Consider the following 18448-nt stretch of genomic DNA (forward strand, 5'->3'; position numbering starts at 1 on the left):
TTGCTACATTTCCCGCTGTTCACATGGGCGTTTGCATCGTCTATCAGAAGGCACCGTCTGCCTGAAAAGGCTGTACAGGAAGGGCGCTGTTGCTTCCGCGAGAGCGAGTTGCTTTGAGCGCCCGTCAGAAAACAAGAGGCGTTTGAATGAATATTGCATCAAAGCCTTCTGTCGATCCACATCGGGAGGAGGAACCCCATCTTGCACGTAATCTGTCCAACCGACATCTTCAGCTGATCGCCATCGGCGGCGCCATCGGCACCGGCCTTTTCATGGGATCGGGCAAGACCATTTCGCTGGCCGGTCCTTCGATCCTGCTCGTCTATGCGGTGATCGGCTTCATGCTGTTCTTCGTCATGCGGGCGCTGGGCGAAATCCTGCTGTCCAATCTGGAATATCGCTCCTTCGCGGATTTCGCGGGCGATTATCTGGGGCCATGGGCGCAGTTCTTCACCGGCTGGACCTACTGGCTTTGCTGGATCGTGACCGGCGTGGCCGATGTGGTCGCCGTTTCGGGCTATGTCTCGTTCTGGTTTCCTGAACTGGCCCTCTGGATACCGGCCCTCGGGCTGATCTTTACGCTTCTGGCGCTCAATCTGCCCACGGTGCGCAATTTCGGCGAAATCGAATTCTGGTTCGCGCTTATCAAGATCGTGGCCATCGTCGCGCTGATTATCGCTGGCGTCTACATGCTCTCGACCGGCTTTACGCTTCCGAACGGCAGCCAGGCATCGGTTGCGCATCTTTGGAACCATGGCGGCTTCTTCCCCAACGGTTTCCTTGGCTTCGTCGCCGGTTTCCAGATCGCGGTCTTTGCCTTCGTCGGCATTGAACTCGTGGGCACTGCTGCTGCGGAAACCAAGGACCCGGTGCGCAATCTGCCGAAAGCAATCAACTCGATCCCGATCCGCGTGGTGCTGTTTTATCTCGGCGCCCTGTTCGTCATCATCACGGTCATTCCGTGGAATCAGGTGGATCCGAACTCGAGCCCCTTCGTTGCCATGTTCTCGCTTGCCGGTCTTGGCATTGCGGCGCATGTGGTGAATTTCGTCGTGCTGACTTCGGCAACGTCGAGCGCCAATTCCGGCATCTATTCGACCTCGCGCATGATCTACGGCCTGGCGACTTCCAAACTGGCGCCGAAGGCGCTCGGCAAGCTGAACAAGCGAAAAGTACCGGTTAATTCCCTGTTCTTCTCGTGCGTTTTCCTGCTCGCGGGCGTGGTCCTGCTTTATGCGGGCCAGAGCATCATTGAAGCCTTCACCATCGTCACGACGATTTCGGCGCTGCTTTTCATCTTCATCTGGTCGGTCATTCTGGCGTCTTATCTGCAATATCGCCGCAAGCGCCCGGACCTGCATGAAAAGTCCACCTTCAAGATGCCCGGCGGACGCGCTGCCGTCGTGATGGTCTTCGCTTTCTTCGCCTTCATTCTCTGGGCTCTGGCGCAGAAGCCGGACACTGCGGCGGCGTTGAAAATCACGCCTTTCTGGTTCGTGCTTCTCGCTATCGCTTATCTGGTGATGAAGTCACGGCGCAGCCAAAGCTAGACCTGCTAAAGACGCGAAAAGCCCGGAGTTTCCTCCGGGCTTTTTCAGTTTTAATCTCTTTTCTTTTAACGCGGTAGAACCGAGCTTCCCATCAAGTCCGCATCGATGGCATGGGCCGCCTGACGGCCTTCGCGGATCGCCCAGACAACCAGCGACTGGCCGCGACGGATATCGCCCGCCGCATAGAGCTTATCGACATTGGTGCGATAATCGCGGTCGTTTGCGCTGACGGACTTGGAGCCGCGCCGGTCGGTGGCGATTTCGAGCTTCTCGCCCAGTTCCTTGACCACGCTGTTTTCAGCCGGTCCGGCAAAGCCGATGGCGATGAAGGCAAGATCGGCCTTGATGAAGAACTCGGTTCCGGCAATCGGCTTGCGCTTTTCATCCACCTGACAGCACTTCACATGGGTAAGGCGGCCATCCTCGCCGATGAACTCCAGCGTTGCCACCTGAAACTCTCGCGATGCGCCTTCCGCCTGACTGGAAGAGGTGCGCATCTTGGTCGCCCAATAGGGCCAGACGCTGAGCTTGTCTTCCTTTTCCGGCGGCTGCGGGCGGATGTCGAGCTGGGTGACATTGACCGCGCCCTGACGGAAAGCCGTGCCGACGCAATCGGACGCCGTATCGCCACCGCCGACAACCACGATATGCTTGCCGCCTGCGAGAATCGGAGCCGCAGGCCAGCCGACAGACTCGATGTTTTCACGGCCAACGCGGCGGTTCTGCTGCACGAGATAGGGCATGGCATCATGGACGCCATCGAGATCGGCGCCGGGAATGCCCGCTGGGCGCGGGGTTTCCGATCCGCCGCAATAAAGCACCGCGTCATAAGTATCGAGCAAACCCCGCAGCGGCTTGTCGACGCCGATATTGACGCCGCAATGGAAACGCACGCCCTCGCCCTCCATCTGCGCGACGCGGCGGTCGATCAGGTGCTTTTCCATCTTGAAATCGGGAATGCCGTAGCGGAGCAACCCGCCGGGGCGGCTTTCGCGCTCATAGACATCAACCATGTGACCGGCGCGCGCGAGCTGCTGTGCAGCGGCAAGGCCAGCCGGACCGGAACCGATGATGGCAACAGACTTGCCGGTCTTGTTGGCGGCAGGCTGCGGCACGATATGGCCGAGTTCATAAGCCTTGTCGCCCAGCGCCTGCTCAACCGTCTTGATTGCAACGGGCGTGTCTTCAAGGTTGAGCGTGCATGCTTCCTCGCAAGGGGCGGGGCAGATGCGGCCCGTGAATTCCGGGAAATTATTGGTCAGATGCAGGTTGCGGATCGCCTGATCCCAGTTGTTGTTATAGACGAGATCGTTCCAGTCCGGGATCTGGTTGTGGACCGGGCAGCCCGTCGGCCCATGGCAGAACGGAATGCCGCAATCCATGCAGCGCGCTGCCTGCTTCTGCACTTCGCCATCCGTCATTGGAATGGTGAATTCGCGGAAGTGACGGATACGATCCGACGCTGGCTGGTACTTTGCCACCTGCCGGTCGATTTCAAGAAAACCAGTTACCTTACCCATATTATTCTCCTCTCGCTGTGCGAGGCTCGCGGTGCCGTGCGCCATCCCAGGCGCACAAGCACTGCGTTTTAACGATGGCTCTTACTCAGCCGCGACGCCGATCTGCATACGCTCCATCTCTTCCAGAGCGCGGCGATATTCGACCGGCATGACCTTCACGAATTTCGGACGATAGCTTTCCCAATTGTCGAGAATATCCTTCGCCCGCGTCGAGCCCGTGTAGTGCAGGTGGTTGGCGATAAGCTGCACCAGACGTTCCTCGTCATGATGGGTCATGTTGGCGGAAACATCCACACGGCCCTTGTGCATGAGATCACCGCCATGGTGATGCAGCTTTTCGAGGATATCGTCTTCTTCCGGGACCGGCTCCAGTTCGACCATCGCCATGTTGCAACGCTGGGCGAAATCGCCTTCCTCGTCTAGCACATAGGCGACGCCGCCCGACATGCCCGCCGCGAAGTTGCGGCCCGTCTGTCCGATGACAACAACCACGCCGCCGGTCATGTATTCGCAGCCGTGGTCGCCCACACCTTCGACAACCGTGACCGCGCCGGAATTGCGCACGGCGAAACGCTCGCCTGCAACGCCACGGAAGTAGCATTCGCCTTCAAGCGCGCCGTAGAGCACTGTATTGCCGACGATGATCGAATCCTCGGCGACGATGCGCGTGTCTTCCGGCGGGCGCACCACGATGCGGCCACCCGAAAGGCCCTTGCCGACATAGTCATTGCCATCGCCGATCAGTTCGAGCGAGATGCCGCGTGCGAGGAACGCACCGAAGGACTGGCCAGCCGTGCCGCGAAGCGTAACGGCGATAGTGTCTTCCGGCAGGCCCTTGTGACGAAAACGCTTGGCCACTTCGCCCGAGAGCATCGCACCGGCAGAACGATCCACATTCTTGATCTCCACGTCGATCTTGACCGGCTGACGCTCTTCGAGCGCAGGCGCAGCAAGCTCGATCAGCTTGCGATCCAGAATATCGTCAATCGGGTGATGCTGGCGCTCGGTCCAGTAAATCTCGTGCTTCTCGGCCTCCGGCTTGTAGAAGATGCGGCTGAAATCCAGCCCCTTCGCCTTCCAATGGTCGATCATCGCCTGCTTTTCCAGAAGCTCGGTCTCGCCGATGATCTGTTCCAGCCGGGTGAAACCCATGGAAGCCAAAAGCGCCCGTACTTCTTCGGCCAGATAGAAGAAGAAGTTGATGACGTGCTCCGGCGTTCCCTTGAAGCGCTTGCGCAGGACAGGGTCCTGCGTCGCCACGCCCACCGGACAGGTGTTCAGGTGGCACTTGCGCATCATGATGCAGCCAGCGGCAATCAGCGGAGCGGTCGAGAAACCGAACTCGTCGGCCCCCAGCAGCGCGCCGATGACCACATCGCGACCGGTGCGCAAGCCGCCATCGACCTGAAGCGCCACGCGGGAGCGAAGCCCGTTCAGGACCAACGTCTGGTGGGTTTCAGCAAGGCCGATTTCCCATGGGGAACCGGCGTGCTTCAGCGAGGTGAGCGGCGAGGCACCCGTGCCGCCGTCATAGCCCGACACGGTGATGTGGTCGGCGCGCGCCTTGGCAACACCGGCGGCAACCGTGCCCACGCCCACTTCCGACACCAGCTTGACCGAAATATCGGCAGCCGGATTGACGTTCTTCAGGTCGTAGATGAGCTGCGCCAGATCTTCGATGGAATAGATGTCATGGTGCGGCGGCGGCGAAATGAGACCGACGCCCGGCGTCGAGTGACGGGTCTTGGCGATGGTGGCATCGACCTTATGGCCGGGCAGCTGACCGCCTTCGCCGGGCTTCGCGCCCTGCGCGACCTTGATCTGGATCAGATCGGAATTGACCAGATATTCCGTCGTCACGCCGAAACGGCCCGATGCCACCTGCTTGATGGCGGAGCGTTCCGGGTTCGGCGTGCCATCGGGCAGCGGATAGAAACGATCCGGCTCTTCGCCGCCTTCGCCGGTGTTCGACTTGCCGCCGATGGCGTTCATCGCGCGCGCCAGCGTGGTGTGGGCTTCTCTGGAGATAGAACCGAAGGACATGGCGCCGGTCGAGAAGCGCTTGACGATCTCCGAAGCCGGTTCGACCTCGTCGATGGAAACCGGATTCAGGCCACAATCGGCCGCGAAGCGAATGTTGAACAGGCCGCGAATGGTCTTGGCTTGCGCCGACTTGGAGTCGAGCATGCGCGTATATTCGGTGAAGGTCTCCGGGTTCGACGTGCGCACGGCATGTTGCAGCTTGGCTACGGCGTCCGGGTTCCACATATGGGCTTCGCCGCGCATGCGGTAGGCATATTCGCCGCCCACTTCCAATGCGGTTAGCAGCACCGGATCGTTGCCGAAAGCGTCGGTATGACGGCGCACGGTTTCCTCCGCGACTTCCTCCAGCCCGACGCCTTCGATGCTGGTGGCGGTGCCGAAGAAGAACTTGTCGACGAAGCCCGACTGGAGGCCAACGGCGTCGAAAATCTGCGCGCCGCAATAGGACTGGTAGGTCGAGATGCCCATCTTGGACATGACCTTGAGAATGCCCTTGCCGATGGACTTGATGTAGCGCTTGACCACTTCGTTCTCGTCCACTTCCGGCGGGAACTCACGGCGGCGATGCATGTCGAGCAGCGTGTCGAAGGCGAGATAGGGGTTGATCGCTTCTGCGCCATAGCCTGCAAGGCAGGCGAAATGATGCACTTCGCGCGGTTCGCCCGATTCCACCACGAGGCCGACCGAGGTGCGAAGCCCCTTGCGGATCAGATGATGGTGCACGGCAGCCGTCGCCAGCAGAGCCGGGATCGGGATGCGGTCCGGCCCGACCTGACGATCCGACAGGATAACGATGTTATAGCCGCCGTGGACAGCCGCTTCCGCACGGTCGCAAAGGCGTTCGATGGCGCCATGCATGCCCGCAGCGCCTTCGCCGACATTGTAGGTGATGTCCAGCGTCTTGGTGTCGAAGCGGTCTTCGGTGTGGCCGATGGAGCGAATTTTTTCCAGATCGCCATTGGTCAGGATCGGCTGGCGCACTTCCAGACGCTTGCGGCGCGACGTGCCGACAAGGTCAAAGATGTTCGGGCGCGGGCCGATGAAGGAGACAAGGCTCATCACCAGTTCTTCGCGGATCGGATCGATCGGCGGGTTCGTCACCTGCGCGAAATTCTGCTTGAAATAGGTGAACAGCAGCTTCGACTTGTCAGACATGGCCGAAATCGGCGTATCCGTCCCCATCGAGCCGATGGCTTCCTGACCGGTGGTGGCCATGGGAGCCATCAGGATCCGGGTGTCTTCCTGCGTGTAGCCAAAGGCCTGCTGGCGGTCGAGCAGGCTCACATCCTTGCGCAGCGCCCGTGGTTCGACCGGGTTGAGGTCTTCCAGAATAAGCTGCGTGTTGGCCAGCCACTGCTTGTAAGGGTGCTTCTGCGCGATCTGCGACTTGATTTCCTCATCCGAGACGATGCGGCCTTCTTCCATGTCGATAAGCAGCATGCGGCCCGGCTGAAGACGCCACTTCTTGACGACCTTCTTTTCATCGACCGGCAGGACGCCTGCTTCGGACGCAAGAATGACGAAATCGTCGTCGGTCACGATATAGCGTGCAGGACGCAAGCCATTGCGGTCGAGCGTCGCGCCAATCTGGCGGCCATCGGTGAAGGCCACCGCGGCAGGGCCGTCCCATGGCTCCATCAGGGCTGCGTGATATTCGTAGAACGCCTTGCGCTCATCCGACATCAGCTTGTTGCCCGACCATGCTTCCGGGATCAGCATCATCATGGCATGGGCAAGGCTGTAGCCGCCCTGATGCAGGAATTCGAGCGCATTGTCGAAACAGGCCGTGTCCGACTGGCCCTCATAGGAAATCGGCCACAGCTTGGAAATGTCGTTGCCGAACAGTTCCGAATCCACCGAAGCCTGACGCGCCGCCATCCAGTTGACGTTACCGCGCAGCGTGTTGATCTCGCCATTATGCGCAACCATGCGGTATGGATGCGCCAGACGCCAGGACGGAAAAGTGTTGGTGGAAAAGCGCTGGTGCACCAGCGCCACCGCGCTTTCAAAACGCGGGTCTTTCAGGTCCTGATAATAGGCGCCGACCTGATAGGCGAGGAACATGCCCTTATAGACGACCGTGCGCGCCGACATGGACACGACATAGAAGCCCTTATCGTCGCCGTCATTTTCCTGATAGATGCGGTTGGAGATGACCTTGCGCAGCACGAACAGGCGGCGCTCGAAATCGTCGTCCGTTTCCAGCATCGGGTTGCGGCCGATGAAGACCTGAACGTGAAACGGTTCGGTCGCGGCAATATCCGGAGCCTTCGACAGAGATGAATTGTCGACCGGCACCTCGCGCAAGCCGATGAAGGTCTGGCCTTCGGCGGCGATGACTTCCTTGACGATTTCTTCAATGTGAGCGCGCAGCTGCGCATCGCGCGGCATGAACAGATAGCCGACGCCATAATAGCCTGGCTGCGGCAGGTCGATGCCCTGGCGCGCCATTTCCTCGCGGAAGAAGCGGTCTGGTATCTGCACAAGAATGCCAGCGCCGTCGCCCATCAGCGGATCGGCGCCGACAGCGCCGCGATGGGTCAGGTTTTCCAGCATCTTGAGGCCGTTTTCCACGACCTGATGCGACTTCTTGCCCTTCATATGCGCAATAAAGCCAACGCCGCACGCATCATGCTCATTGCGCGGATCGTAAAGGCCTTGTGCCGGCGGCACGCCCGCTGCCTTGGTTTTTCGCGTCGTTCGGATGGAAGCGGTCGTCGCAGCTTTGACCGTTCCGTTCTGACCGTTGTGAGAAACCACATTCGATACAGATGGCGTCAAATGCGTCATCGTCATTCCCTCCGTTTGGCCCTCATCATGAGGCGCGCGATCAGTATATACCGAGATGGTGTGACAACCATCCCGCCGTTGCTTTACGTATAAAGGAAGCCTTATCGACAAGGCGTTGGACGAGGTTCCGGGCGAGCGGCAAAGCCGGTGCGAGGAACGATGTTTGGCGCCTTATTCTCATCAGGCTTGGACAGACGACACCCAGCCCGCCAGAAAATGGCGCACTCGAATTCCTCCTGTCGCGGTCGGGACGCCTGCTACCGCCAGGCGATGTGCCTGCCGGTTCCGGCGCCTCTTTCTGAAACTTTTCGGAGAGCGTTGCGTCGCTTCCGTTCGCATCAGCTTTTAATTGGACAGCATTGCTGTCCTAATTACGTATGACAGAATTCAAATTGCCTCACAAGATGGAAACGCAATTTTTCTCGGCAACTTCCGTAATAAAATATCAAAACTCGTTATTTTGCTGGATTTTAATTGCGTTTAGCGGCCATTGCGTCAGTTTGGCGCGCTTGTGTTCGCTCCTTGATTGCCTAAAAAATAGGCAAGTTGGCGACATTTTTCGCGGGAGCCGGGCCTTAACCGCTTCTGTCAGACAGGTTATAGAAACATCCACCGTGCGACAGGCCATTCAACCCATCTGGAGGAACACGTGCATTTTGCGTCAGACAATTGGGCAGGCGCCCACCCGAAAATCGCCGAGAGCCTTTCGTTGCATGCCGCGGGTTTTGCGGCAGCTTATGGCGCAAGTGAAATCGACAAACGCGTGGAACAACGGTTCAACGAATTGTTCGAGCGTGAAGTGGCCGTCTTCTTTGTCGGCACCGGCACGGCGGCCAATTCGCTGGCGCTCGCCAGCGTCAACCGTCCGGGCGGCGTTTCGCTGGTTCACCGTGAGGCGCATGTGATCGAGGATGAATGCGGCGCGCCGGAATATTTCACCGGCGGCGCGCGGTTGCATCCGATAGATGGCGCGCATGGCCGCATCGATCCCGAGCTTCTGAAACGCGAGTTGAAGCGCTTCAACCCGGCCTTCGTTCATGCCGGACAGCCCATGGCTGTCAGCATCACGCAGGCTACTGAAGTCGGCACCCTCTACCAGCCGGAACATATCGCCGCCATCTCGCAAATCTGCCGCGATGCCGGGCTGCCCCTGCACATGGACGGCGCACGTTTCGCCAATGCGCTCGTCTCGCTGGACATGACGCCTGCTGAAATGACCTGGAAGCAGGGCGTGGATATCGTTTCCTTCGGCGGAACGAAAAATGGCTGCTGGTGTGCCGAGGCGCTGGTCTTCATGGACCCCGCCCGCGCCAAAGACCTTCCATTCATCCGCAAGCGCGCGGCACAGCTCTTTTCAAAGACGCGCTTTGTGGCGGCACAGTTTGACGCCTACCTTCAGGATAATCTCTGGCTAGAACTGGCCCGTCATTCAAATGCGCTTGCGACGCGCCTTGCCGGGCATATCAATGCTTCGAGCCAGATGCGCCTGGCCTGGAAGCCGGAAGCCAACGAGGTCTTCGCCATCATGAAACAGTCGGTCTATGATCGTTTGCGCAATGCCGGAGCGATCTTCTACGACTGGAACCCGCCGCATTCGGAAGTGAACCGCATCAGCGACGGCGAAATTTTCGCCCGTTTCGTGACGAGCTTCGCCAATACGGAAGAAGACGTGGACCGTTTCGCCGAATTGATTGCCTGACGCTTTAACACGAGTAACGACGAAAAAAGGCGGCGCTCGGAGCGCCGCCTTTTCATTCACGATCAACCGGATTTAGTGCGCGGTCTTTGCCTCGATCTGCTGGGTGCTGTCAGAGCCAGCCTTGGTGACTTCGATCTTGCGCGGTTTCATCTGTTCTGGAATCTCGCGCTTGAGATCAATGTGCAGGAGACCATTCTTGAGGCTCGCACCGGCGACTTCCACGAAGTCGGCAAGCTGGAAGCGACGCTCGAAAGCACGCGAGGCGATACCGCGATAAAGCACTTCGCCCACGTCGGAAGCATTCTCATCGGCCTTCTGACCCTTGATGGTCAACTGATTGCGATGGGCCTCAATTTCGAGTTCGCCTTCGGAAAAGCCCGCAACCGCCATGGTGATGCGATAGGTGTTTTCACCCGTGCGCTCGATATTATACGGCGGATAGGACTGGTTACCTTCCGGCGAAGCGAGCGTATCAAGCATGGTGAAGAGACGATCGAAGCCGACCGTGGAACGATAAAGCGGGGAAAAATCTACGTGACGCATGTGTTAGCCCTCCTTTAGAGCGACATGATGCTTGTTTCTGCATGATCTTCCGAGAAGCACCGGGGCGCACTCGAGACCATACACGGCGGCGAAATTCCCTTATGGCGAATTCCTTGATGCCGGCGGCCCCTTCCAGGCGACCGCAAAACTCATTTGGGAACGGTTCTTTTTCATTTCAAGGCCGATGGCGCGCGAAGTTTATGAAACACGAGCTGTCACGCCGCGTAATAACTCCTGATCGATAGGGGGCTACATTGTGGGGATTCGCCGCACGATGAACCCAAAATGAACATCATCTTCGGTGAGCGTTCAGCTGCTTGGGGCTACTGTCCCGTCATGCCTGCTGCAAAGCGGGTTCACCAAAGGATTACGGTTATGAAAAAAGCTGTTCTTGCTTTTGCCGCACTTTCTACCGTCGCGACCGGTCTTGCGACGCCCACCCTCGCAGCCGATAGCGGCCTGCGCGTTCAGGTTCAGTATTACGACGATGACGGCTATCGTCCGCCGCGCCCTTATCCGGGTCCGCGTCCCGGTTGGGATGGTGGCCCGGACCGCCGCCCGAATTGGGGCGACGATTACGGCCGTCGTGAAATCATGGGGCCGCGCCGTATCGCGCGCTCGCTGGAACGCCGCGGCTATGATGTCGGCGACATGCGCCTCAACCGCGATACCTATTTCGTGCGCGCCACAAGGCCGAACGGCCGTCGTGTCATCGTCATGGTGGACGCCTATTCAGGTCGCATCGTCGGCGAACGTCGTCCGGGCGGCTACTGATCTCTGTTCAAGTGAATAGAACGGCTGGCGTAACGTCCCTTGCCCGGCTGTTCTTTGAACCGGAAGTTCGCAATCGAACTTCCGGTTACTTTTTATCATCAATTGCCGCATTATGCTGAAAGCACGCATGACAATCTGAAACAGAAAGGCCCGCAATCGGATGTCGGAACTGCTTTTCGAAACCGATGCGAATCCCATTCCGCACGGGATAAGAACCGGACTTCTTGAGATGAAGAACGGCAAAACCCTGCGCTATGCCATGCTGAAAGCCGAAACGAAGCCGACACGGGGAACCGTCATACTGCTTCAGGGGCGCAACGAATTCATCGAAAAATACTTCGAAACCATGAACGATCTGACCGCGCGCGGCTTTGCGGTGGTGACGTTCGACTGGCGCGGGCAGGGCGGCTCGCATCGGCTGCTGAAAGATCGCCAGCGCGGCTATGTCCGCAGTTTCGACGACTATGCCGACGACCTTGACCTTATTCTGGGCCAGATCGCTTTGCCCGACTGCCCGCCGCCTTTCTATATTCTTGGCCATTCCGCCGGGGCGCTGGTCGCGCTTGCCTCGATGGGCAGGCTGACGTCACGCATCAGCCGCATGGTGCTCTGTGCACCCTTCATGGGGCTGGATGGGCAAAAACTCAGCGACGACACTGTGCGCCGCATCGCTTCTGCCTTTCGATGGCTCGGCCTTGGGCGAATTTATGCCTCCGGCGGACGCAGGCTGGCTTCGCGTCCCTTTGCGGGCAATCCGCTGACCAGCGACCCGGCGCGCTTCATGCGCAACATGGAAATTCCACGTATCCATCCCGAACTGGCGCTTGGCGGGCCGACAGCACGCTGGCTCTGGAGCGCGCTCGAAACATCGCGGCGCATCAACCAGCCGGATTTCTATGATGGGCCAACGGTGCCGGTTCTTATCGTTGCGGCCGGCGCGGATCGTGTGGTTTCCACGCCGGTGATCGAGCGTTTTGTCGCGCGAACGCGCAATGTCTCGCTGACGACGATTGCTGGCGCCCGCCATGAAATGCTGCAGGAAGCCGATTTTTATCGGGAGCAGCTCTGGGCTGCCTTTGATGCCTTCATTCCCGGATCGTCGGAAGTGGAAACCATGCCGGAGACCATCGAACCTGCGATCTCCGGTGTTTAGCTAGCTGTTCAGCAGATCAAGCGCGGCCCGGTGCAGTTCGGCAGAAGCGGCGGCGACAATATCACCGCCCTTTTCCGCCGGGCCGCCATCGCGTTGCGTCACCACGCCGCCAGCCTGCTCGATCAGCGGAATGAGGGCGACAATATCATAGGGCTGCAAGCCAGATTCGACCACGATATCGGCAAAGCCGCTGGCCAGCATCGCGAAGGCATAACAGTCCACGCCATAGCGCGACAGGCGGACAGCATTTTCCAGCCGGTCGAAACTCTTGCGGCTATCTCCCTTGAAAAGGGCTGGTGTCGTGGTGAACAAGGTTGCATCTTCCAATGCCGCGTCCTTGCGCACGGAAAGGCGGCGCGGCGCAGCATCGGCGCGCTGGAGATAAGCGCCGTCACCATCGCTGTAGAACAGTTCTCCTGTGAAGGGTTGCGACATCATTCCCGCCTTGGCGTCGCCATCGACTGTCAGGCCCAGAAGCGTGCCCCAGACCGGCAGGCCGGAAATGAAGGCACGGGTTCCGTCGATGGGATCGATGACCCATACATGGCTGCGGTCGATATTTTCCGGCCCATATTCTTCCCCAAGAATACCGTGATCCGGAAAAGCGCTGCCGATGACAGCGCGAATCGCACGCTCCGCCGCCCGGTCCGCTTCGGTCACGGGATCGAAACCAACGCTATATTTGTTGTCTATTTCCGTCATCTGACGAAAGCGCGGAAGCGTTTCAGCGGCGGCAGCGGCAGCCACTTCGGAAAAAAATGCCTTGTCGATCAGCAACCCCGAACTCCTGTTTTCAAGTCATGGCGCAGAATTGCGCAAACCATGCTAATTTTGCCTAGATAATGAGCATACCAAAATTAGCTCAAAAAATATGCGTGTTTTCTTGACGTTTGCCCCGTTCAGACGTAACTTAAATCCCAGACAGGTTTTCCTGTCGATGCCTTTCGGGGCATTTCCTCCCTAGTCTTTGACCGCGCTCGTAATCCTCGGGCGCGGTTCTTTTTATCCGTGGGAATGCAGTTGCGGAACGGGCTATTCCGCGGCCAGCGGCGGCGCGATAAACAGATCATCCGGCAGGGACGTCAGATCGCTGAGAAAGCCGTACAGGTCGGCGCAGAGCGTTTCGAAGCCAGCAAGCTTGTGCAGGGTCTGTTCGTTCACATAAAGGCTTCGATTGATCTCGATCTGGAGCGCATGGCAAGCCATGGCGGGACGCCCGTAATGCTCGGTGATGAACCCGCCCGCATAAGGCTTGTTGTGCGCGACGGTGTAACCCAGGTCCTGAAGGAGATCGATGGCTGCCTGCGTCAGCCTTTCGCTGCATGACCGTCCGAAACGATCGCCGACGATAAAGTCTGGACGCGATCCGACTTCGCCGGGCCGCACGCCTCCCGGCATCGAATGGCAGTCGATCAGCACGGCATAACCAAAACGCTGGCGCGTGGACTGAAGCAGCGCTTCAAGCGCCTGGTGATAAGGCTTGTAGAGATCTTCAATGCGATAAAATGCTTCGGCGAGCGGAATGCGTCCCGGATAGATCAGCTGGCCTTCGCCGACCAGACGCGGGACCGTGCCCAGCCCGCCTGCAACACGCGCCGACTGGCTGTTGACGAAAGGCGGCAACGGCTCTGCGAACATGCGTGGATCGAGCTCGTAGGCCTCTCGATTTACATCCAGAAAAGCACGCGGAAAATGCGCCTTCAGCAAAGGTGCGCCGAGCCTCGTTGCCGAGGCAAAAAGCTCATCGACATAACAGTCTTCCGAATGGCGTATGCTGAGGGCATCGAGGCGCGAGGCTTCAACGAAGGCATGCGGATAATAGCGCCCGCTATGCGGTGAATTGAAGACAAACGGAATGCGTTGTTCCGCCGGAGCGCATATCTCGAAGGGCGGTATCAGACTAAAATCGCGCTCCAAACTCATTCTTCACCCGTTCTCGACCGGAACATACAGGCCAACCGAAAGCGGCCCACGTTGTAGCGCGATAAATTACGCCAGACGAGCCATGCATGCAAATGGCAGAACAGCGAAACCTACGACACCGGAATGGGGTGCATATGCGGCAATCCTGTCACATTGAACAGCTTGTTGCCAAATACGCGCTATAACAATTAACATTTACGCGAGCATTCATTCCATATTTACCAAAGAAGCGTTTTCTACGGTGGATATTGAGTCGTTAAGGGTCGGCTTTAGAGCGATGAACACGACACAGAATTCGGACGGAACAATGAAGAGAATCCTTCTAGCTGAAGATGACAATGATATGCGCCGTTTCCTCGTCAAGGCGCTGGAAAAAGCCGGTTATCACGTAACGCACTTCGATAATGGTGCGAGTGCCTATGAAAGATTGCAGGAGGAGCCTTTTTCTCTTCTGCTGACCGACATTGTCATGCCGGAAATGGACGGCATCGAACTGGCGCGCCGTGCGACGGAAATCGATCCGGACCTGAAGATCATGTTCATTACGGGATTCGCCGCTGTCGCGCTCAACCCCGATTCGGACGCGCCGCGCGATGCAAAGGTGCTTTCGAAGCCGTTCCACCTGCGTGATCTGGTCAACGAAATCGAAAAAATGCTGATCGCCGCCTGAGGCGATCCTTGGTTTTGCGGCCCTTTGTTTTGTCATCAACAAAAAGACGAAAAAACTTCATAAAAGGGCATTGACGGGCGCGACGCGATATGGTGTATGCGCCACATCGAATGGGCGTGTAGCTCAGCGGGAGAGCACTACGTTGACATCGTAGGGGTCACAGGTTCAATCCCTGTCACGCCCACCATTCGAACTCCTAAATGCATCGCAATTTCATGCGCTTATCAACACCGAACATAACTGGCTCGCCAAGGTGTTGCAAGCAGACGGTCGCAAATCCAGCGCTTGCTGTGACTGTGCTGTGACACGTTGAGGCTGATTTCAAAGCGCATCAGATGAGAATTGCGTACGCCTCGTGGCGTGGAATGATCGCCGCTCCACCACTAAATGCGCACCTTTCTTCAATACATGCCGGGGCAGTCCCCCCGGTAAAAAAACAAACACACACACATATTGTATGGTGAAGTGCCGTTGTGAGCCGTGTCATCCCCCACCTTTTGGCAACAGGTTAACGCAATATCTGCTGCTCATTGAGCACTAGAAAAAGCAACCGCTCTTTCCACAACCTAAAATCCACTTGACGTACCACCAACGTGATAATTTTCATGATGTTTTATGCACGCTGAGTACACGAAAGGGCGGGAGACGAAGATGCTGCTTAAGCTGCTACCCCACATTGACACGCTCGAACCAATACCGAATGATCTGATGTTATCTGCGCTCAACGAATTGGAGCGTAGTTCAGCATCAAATTCTCGTCGGGAAGCAGCGAACGCTATACTTCCACGAGCTGGAGATTATCTTCCAGACAGATATTATTTAAGGTCATTTATTACGGGTGAGATTTCAATAGAGGACGCAAAAGACATCATTAATACTAGAAAACTATATATTGATCGCGCAGGAAATTTACTACCAACAATTTTTAGCCTGCTGGGCATTAGAACTGAAGATAAAATTTATACAGCATTGCAAATTATTGATGATTGCTGTCACGATTTTCCCATTATTGCTTCATCAAACCACTCGAAGAAGACAAGAAAGCAGATAATTAAAAGAATAGATGAGATTAGGATGGCATCAAATTTACTGTATGACATGCTGGACGACGCGTGGAGGCATATCGAAATTGAGTACGATCATCACAGGAGAGTTGTATCCCGATCAAAGAGGTACAGTGTCAGTCATACGGGAGATTTAAATGACCTAAGGAATGACTTAGCGTATCTCAAATTCGCATCAGAATTGGCTTTGTATAGAGATGAAGCCGGGGACGAAGCATTTTATGTCGGCCACAACAAAGCAAGTACACATATAGTCGAGTGCGCATATCGGTTATCAGTTTGGTGCGACAGACCTCCGTTTGTTACAACTCCTGGGTCTGACTTCGCTTTACTAAGTGGCCTCATATATGAATTAGCCAGTGGTAAAGCTGATACAAGCCTAGCAGGCGCTATCAATAAATTTGCAAGAAGTGATCAGCGAAATCAAATCGATCATGACGAGGTCGAGACGAGGTGGCAGAACAGCGATGAATATTTTGCCTCTGTCAACGCGGACAATTTTTTACATTTAAGAGAAAAAATACAGGGGCTACAGAAAGAAGAAGTTTTTTGGAGGAATATGGCTGCCGATCGTGATTGGTCGGATCTGGATAGAGCTCAAATCATTATGCGCCTATCAGATGTCAGAGCGCAGATAGCATCTGCGAACCTAGAGCACGGCCCTTTTCTCATTTGGGCTAGTCAACGAAGCCGTGGCGACTTTGAGCGAATGAAGCAAGAGATGGAGGAAAGGGAAGCCGAGATACTTAAGATGCAAATCGAACTCGGTAGATTGACCCGCCAAGCTCAACGTGATTGACCTATTTTTGCATAAAATCTCCAAACGAGGTCAACACCGGGATTTATAAAATGGCTATATGTTCGTCACACCCGGATCGCTTCTGGGCGTACGCAGTGTAGCTCAGTTGGATAGAGCCCCTGTTTCTACATACGATTAACTTCGAATGGGCAGGAAGGTCGCAGGTTCAAGTCCTGCCACTGCGTTCTATTTCGTTGAGAAATAGTAATATAACATCAAGGTGCTGCAATAGGTAATTGTTCTCATTTGTCCCGTAACACCTTATACAAATCCAAATTCTTTGTTGCGTACAGGTGGACACAGGGGCACGACATCAGTGCATCCTTGCCAATTTATTTGGTCGATGTGTCGTCGTTCGGTTCAACAAGTGCAACATGACTGACACCGAGTGCCTGTGCCAATTCGTAAAGCGTGATGATTGTCGGATTTCTGCGACCGCGTTCAAGATCACTCAGATATTGCTGACTAAAACCGGAACGAGCTTCCACCTGCTCCTGCGTCAACCCTTTTTCACGACGCAGGCGCGCAAAATTTCTTCCAACCAGCTTGCGCATATCCATGCGTCAACCGATTGCATTTCACATACTTTAAGTTTATCAATTATAATATGTAATTCGTTTTCTGGTCGCGGGGGATTTGGCGGGATGAGACGGTTTATAACAGCGTATGCCGGTGTTCTATTGATCACAGCGTGCACAACTCAAAGCGACGTCCAACCTGCCTTTACGCTCAACGCGAAACGCATAGCGGAATGCGAACGCACGGAATTTCCGACGCATCGCGCAAAAGCCGACTGCATGAACGCAGCAGATCGGGCACTCATGCCCGCAGTTGGCAGCGATGCAGATTTGCTCAGATACAGGATGGCAAAACGCATTGAAGTAGCGCAGCGCATTGACAGCGGGCAAATATCAGTAGCGAAAGCAAACTCGGAGATTTTAGGCGTCTATGCTCAAGTTCAGTCGGAACGAAACAAACGCGTAGCTATACGTGCCCAAACCGCTGCCAACATCATGCAGGCGCAAAACCAAAGCAATGTAATGGCTTCGATGGCGAACTCGCAAGCGCGCATGGCCAACACGCTCGAAAATGCGGAACTACGCCGTAGCCGTATAAATGGTCAGCCCAATCCATTTTCATGGGCAAGAACATACTCGCAGCAATGGTGAGGTACGGAGATGGCGTCCCGACGGAGCGAAGTGCGCAAATGGATTAACCTCTGCGTGATCGTTACGGCAATCGTCGCTGGATTGTATTTCACTGCACCGCCATCGAAGCCACTGCACGAGTTCACCTATGAGGGGAAGACATACACGCTGGACGATACGCAGCCGCAGCAGCAAAGCGTGCAACTCGCCCCCGAACAAGAGCGGATGCTTCGCGACATCCGAGAGCGTTGTCTAATAGCAGTCAGCCTACGCTCCGGCGCTCACTATAAATTTGACGAGTAGAGCATCCGGCATGGGCGGGTATGATCCGGTCAAAATAATTGGCGCGGCCTTCGGTACCGGAGCTCTGATTTACATTGGGGCAGTTCTCATAGGAGAATTGACGAGCACACGTCCGCGTACAGCTTTTCAGCAAGCGCAAGCTGCTTACGCAAAATGTGTGAGTGATGAAATCGAAAAGCTGCCTGACGATGCTGACTTGGAGTTAGCGTTCGCCCTATGCCGGAAACTGAGTGACAATCTAGAGCAGTTTCCAGAACACGATGTTTACTATGGGAGACCTCGTACTCCGTTCGAGTAGTAGAACGTTGTGGGATACGGCGGGTGACGGCGATAGGGTGCCGTGCCATGTTGTCGACTATTCCCTTGGACAGTTCCCACATAACACTGCAAACCTTGGGAAATTAGGGAGGACTGGGAAGGGATTTCGGGGGTGATTTCTCTTTTTCAATTTTTATTATGGATGGGGAGG

13 protein-coding genes and 2 tRNA genes are annotated in these 18448 nt (G+C 56.3%); 9 read left to right on the plus strand and 6 right to left on the minus strand.

Annotation, left to right across the window (positions count from 1 at the left end; translation table 11 throughout):
* Nucleotides 1-146 precede the first annotated feature (146 nt).
* Nucleotides 147-1550, plus strand: coding sequence for an amino acid permease (locus AC0TNJ_RS11310; RefSeq protein WP_473767821.1), 1404 nt, complete (start codon nucleotides 147-149; stop codon nucleotides 1548-1550).
* Between the two features lie 65 nt (nucleotides 1551-1615).
* Here the strand turns inward: AC0TNJ_RS11310 and AC0TNJ_RS11315 are convergent, their stop codons facing one another.
* The gene (locus AC0TNJ_RS11315; RefSeq protein WP_122000929.1) at nucleotides 1616-3070 is read right to left on the minus strand and encodes a glutamate synthase subunit beta; all 1455 of its coding nucleotides are present in this window, start codon (nucleotides 3068-3070) and stop codon (nucleotides 1616-1618) included.
* Nucleotides 3071-3151: 81 nt separating this feature from the next.
* Nucleotides 3152-7903: a glutamate synthase large subunit gene (gltB, locus tag AC0TNJ_RS11320; RefSeq protein WP_473771176.1), complete on the minus strand. Its 4752-nt coding sequence runs from the start codon at nucleotides 7901-7903 to the stop codon at nucleotides 3152-3154.
* A gap of 649 nt (nucleotides 7904-8552) precedes the next feature.
* Between gltB and AC0TNJ_RS11325 the strand changes: the two genes are divergently transcribed.
* Nucleotides 8553-9602 (plus strand): threonine aldolase family protein, encoded by a 1050-nt coding sequence (locus AC0TNJ_RS11325; protein ID WP_473767824.1) that lies wholly within the window; start codon nucleotides 8553-8555, stop codon nucleotides 9600-9602.
* Between the two features lie 72 nt (nucleotides 9603-9674).
* Here the strand turns inward: AC0TNJ_RS11325 and AC0TNJ_RS11330 are convergent, their stop codons facing one another.
* Nucleotides 9675-10145, minus strand: a complete 471-nt coding sequence (locus AC0TNJ_RS11330) for an Hsp20 family protein (protein WP_473771177.1) — start codon at nucleotides 10143-10145, stop codon at nucleotides 9675-9677.
* A 375-nt stretch (nucleotides 10146-10520) separates the two neighbouring features.
* Here AC0TNJ_RS11330 and AC0TNJ_RS11335 point away from each other — a divergent pair, with 375 nt between their 5' ends.
* Together AC0TNJ_RS11335 and AC0TNJ_RS11340 are read left to right on the plus strand one after the other, a co-directional pair.
* Nucleotides 10521-10919 (plus strand): antifreeze protein, encoded by a 399-nt coding sequence (locus AC0TNJ_RS11335; protein ID WP_473771178.1) that lies wholly within the window; start codon nucleotides 10521-10523, stop codon nucleotides 10917-10919.
* A gap of 160 nt (nucleotides 10920-11079) precedes the next feature.
* Complete coding sequence (locus AC0TNJ_RS11340) at nucleotides 11080-12072, plus strand: alpha/beta fold hydrolase (RefSeq protein WP_473771179.1); 993 nt, start codon at nucleotides 11080-11082, stop codon at nucleotides 12070-12072.
* On the opposite strand, the gene hisN is transcribed toward AC0TNJ_RS11340, so the two are convergent.
* Nucleotides 12073-12849 carry a histidinol-phosphatase gene (hisN, locus tag AC0TNJ_RS11345; RefSeq protein WP_473771180.1) on the minus strand — a complete coding sequence of 259 codons (777 nt, stop codon included), beginning with the start codon at nucleotides 12847-12849 and terminating at the stop codon, nucleotides 12073-12075. It lies immediately after the preceding gene.
* A gap of 255 nt (nucleotides 12850-13104) precedes the next feature.
* Nucleotides 13105-13995 carry an N-formylglutamate amidohydrolase gene (locus AC0TNJ_RS11350; RefSeq protein ID WP_473771181.1) on the minus strand — a complete coding sequence of 297 codons (891 nt, stop codon included), beginning with the start codon at nucleotides 13993-13995 and terminating at the stop codon, nucleotides 13105-13107.
* 307 nt (nucleotides 13996-14302) lie between these two features.
* Between AC0TNJ_RS11350 and cpdR the strand changes: the two genes are divergently transcribed.
* The 4 genes from cpdR (at nucleotide 14303) to AC0TNJ_RS11370 (ending at nucleotide 16713) form a co-directional block, all read left to right on the plus strand.
* Complete coding sequence (gene cpdR, locus AC0TNJ_RS11355; RefSeq protein WP_002966536.1) at nucleotides 14303-14665, plus strand: cell cycle two-component system response regulator CpdR; 363 nt, start codon at nucleotides 14303-14305, stop codon at nucleotides 14663-14665.
* Between the two features lie 112 nt (nucleotides 14666-14777).
* A tRNA-Val gene (locus AC0TNJ_RS11360) sits at nucleotides 14778-14852 on the plus strand.
* Between the two features lie 464 nt (nucleotides 14853-15316).
* On the plus strand, nucleotides 15317-16528 hold the full coding sequence (locus AC0TNJ_RS11365) for a hypothetical protein (RefSeq protein WP_473771182.1): 1212 nt from the start codon (nucleotides 15317-15319) through the stop codon (nucleotides 16526-16528).
* Between the two features lie 91 nt (nucleotides 16529-16619).
* Nucleotides 16620-16713, plus strand: a tRNA-OTHER gene (locus AC0TNJ_RS11370).
* A 147-nt stretch (nucleotides 16714-16860) separates the two neighbouring features.
* Here the strand turns inward: AC0TNJ_RS11370 and AC0TNJ_RS11375 are convergent.
* Complete coding sequence (locus AC0TNJ_RS11375) at nucleotides 16861-17088, minus strand: helix-turn-helix domain-containing protein (protein ID WP_473771183.1); 228 nt, start codon at nucleotides 17086-17088, stop codon at nucleotides 16861-16863.
* A 237-nt stretch (nucleotides 17089-17325) separates the two neighbouring features.
* On the opposite strand from AC0TNJ_RS11375, the gene AC0TNJ_RS11380 reads away from it, so the two are divergent.
* Entirely contained in the window at nucleotides 17326-17697 is a 372-nt protein-coding gene (locus tag AC0TNJ_RS11380; protein WP_473771184.1) for a hypothetical protein, read from the plus strand.
* Nucleotides 17698-18448: the final 751 nt, after the last annotated feature.

It is taken from the genome of Ochrobactrum sp. PL_is483 (genome assembly GCF_055816855.1).

Bases quoted from the DNA above. Each gene is read 5' to 3' on its own strand.
- AC0TNJ_RS11335 (WP_473771178.1), top strand. From the start codon at position 10,521: ATGAAAAAAGCTGTTCTTGCTTTTGCCGCACTTTCTACCGTCGCGACC.
- AC0TNJ_RS11375 (WP_473771183.1), bottom strand. From the start codon at position 17,088: ATGGATATGCGCAAGCTGGTTGGAAGAAATTTTGCGCGCCTGCGTCGT.
- AC0TNJ_RS11380 (WP_473771184.1), top strand. From the start codon at position 17,326: ATGAACGCAGCAGATCGGGCACTCATGCCCGCAGTTGGCAGCGATGCA.
- AC0TNJ_RS11315 (WP_122000929.1), bottom strand. From the start codon at position 3,070: ATGGGTAAGGTAACTGGTTTTCTTGAAATCGACCGGCAGGTGGCAAAG.
- AC0TNJ_RS11330 (WP_473771177.1), bottom strand. From the start codon at position 10,145: ATGCGTCACGTAGATTTTTCCCCGCTTTATCGTTCCACGGTCGGCTTC.
- gltB (WP_473771176.1), bottom strand. From the start codon at position 7,903: ATGACGCATTTGACGCCATCTGTATCGAATGTGGTTTCTCACAACGGT.
- AC0TNJ_RS11365 (WP_473771182.1), top strand. From the start codon at position 15,317: ATGCTGCTTAAGCTGCTACCCCACATTGACACGCTCGAACCAATACCG.
- AC0TNJ_RS11350 (WP_473771181.1), bottom strand. From the start codon at position 13,995: ATGAGTTTGGAGCGCGATTTTAGTCTGATACCGCCCTTCGAGATATGC.
- AC0TNJ_RS11310 (WP_473767821.1), top strand. From the start codon at position 147: ATGAATATTGCATCAAAGCCTTCTGTCGATCCACATCGGGAGGAGGAA.
- cpdR (WP_002966536.1), top strand. From the start codon at position 14,303: ATGAAGAGAATCCTTCTAGCTGAAGATGACAATGATATGCGCCGTTTC.
- AC0TNJ_RS11340 (WP_473771179.1), top strand. From the start codon at position 11,080: ATGTCGGAACTGCTTTTCGAAACCGATGCGAATCCCATTCCGCACGGG.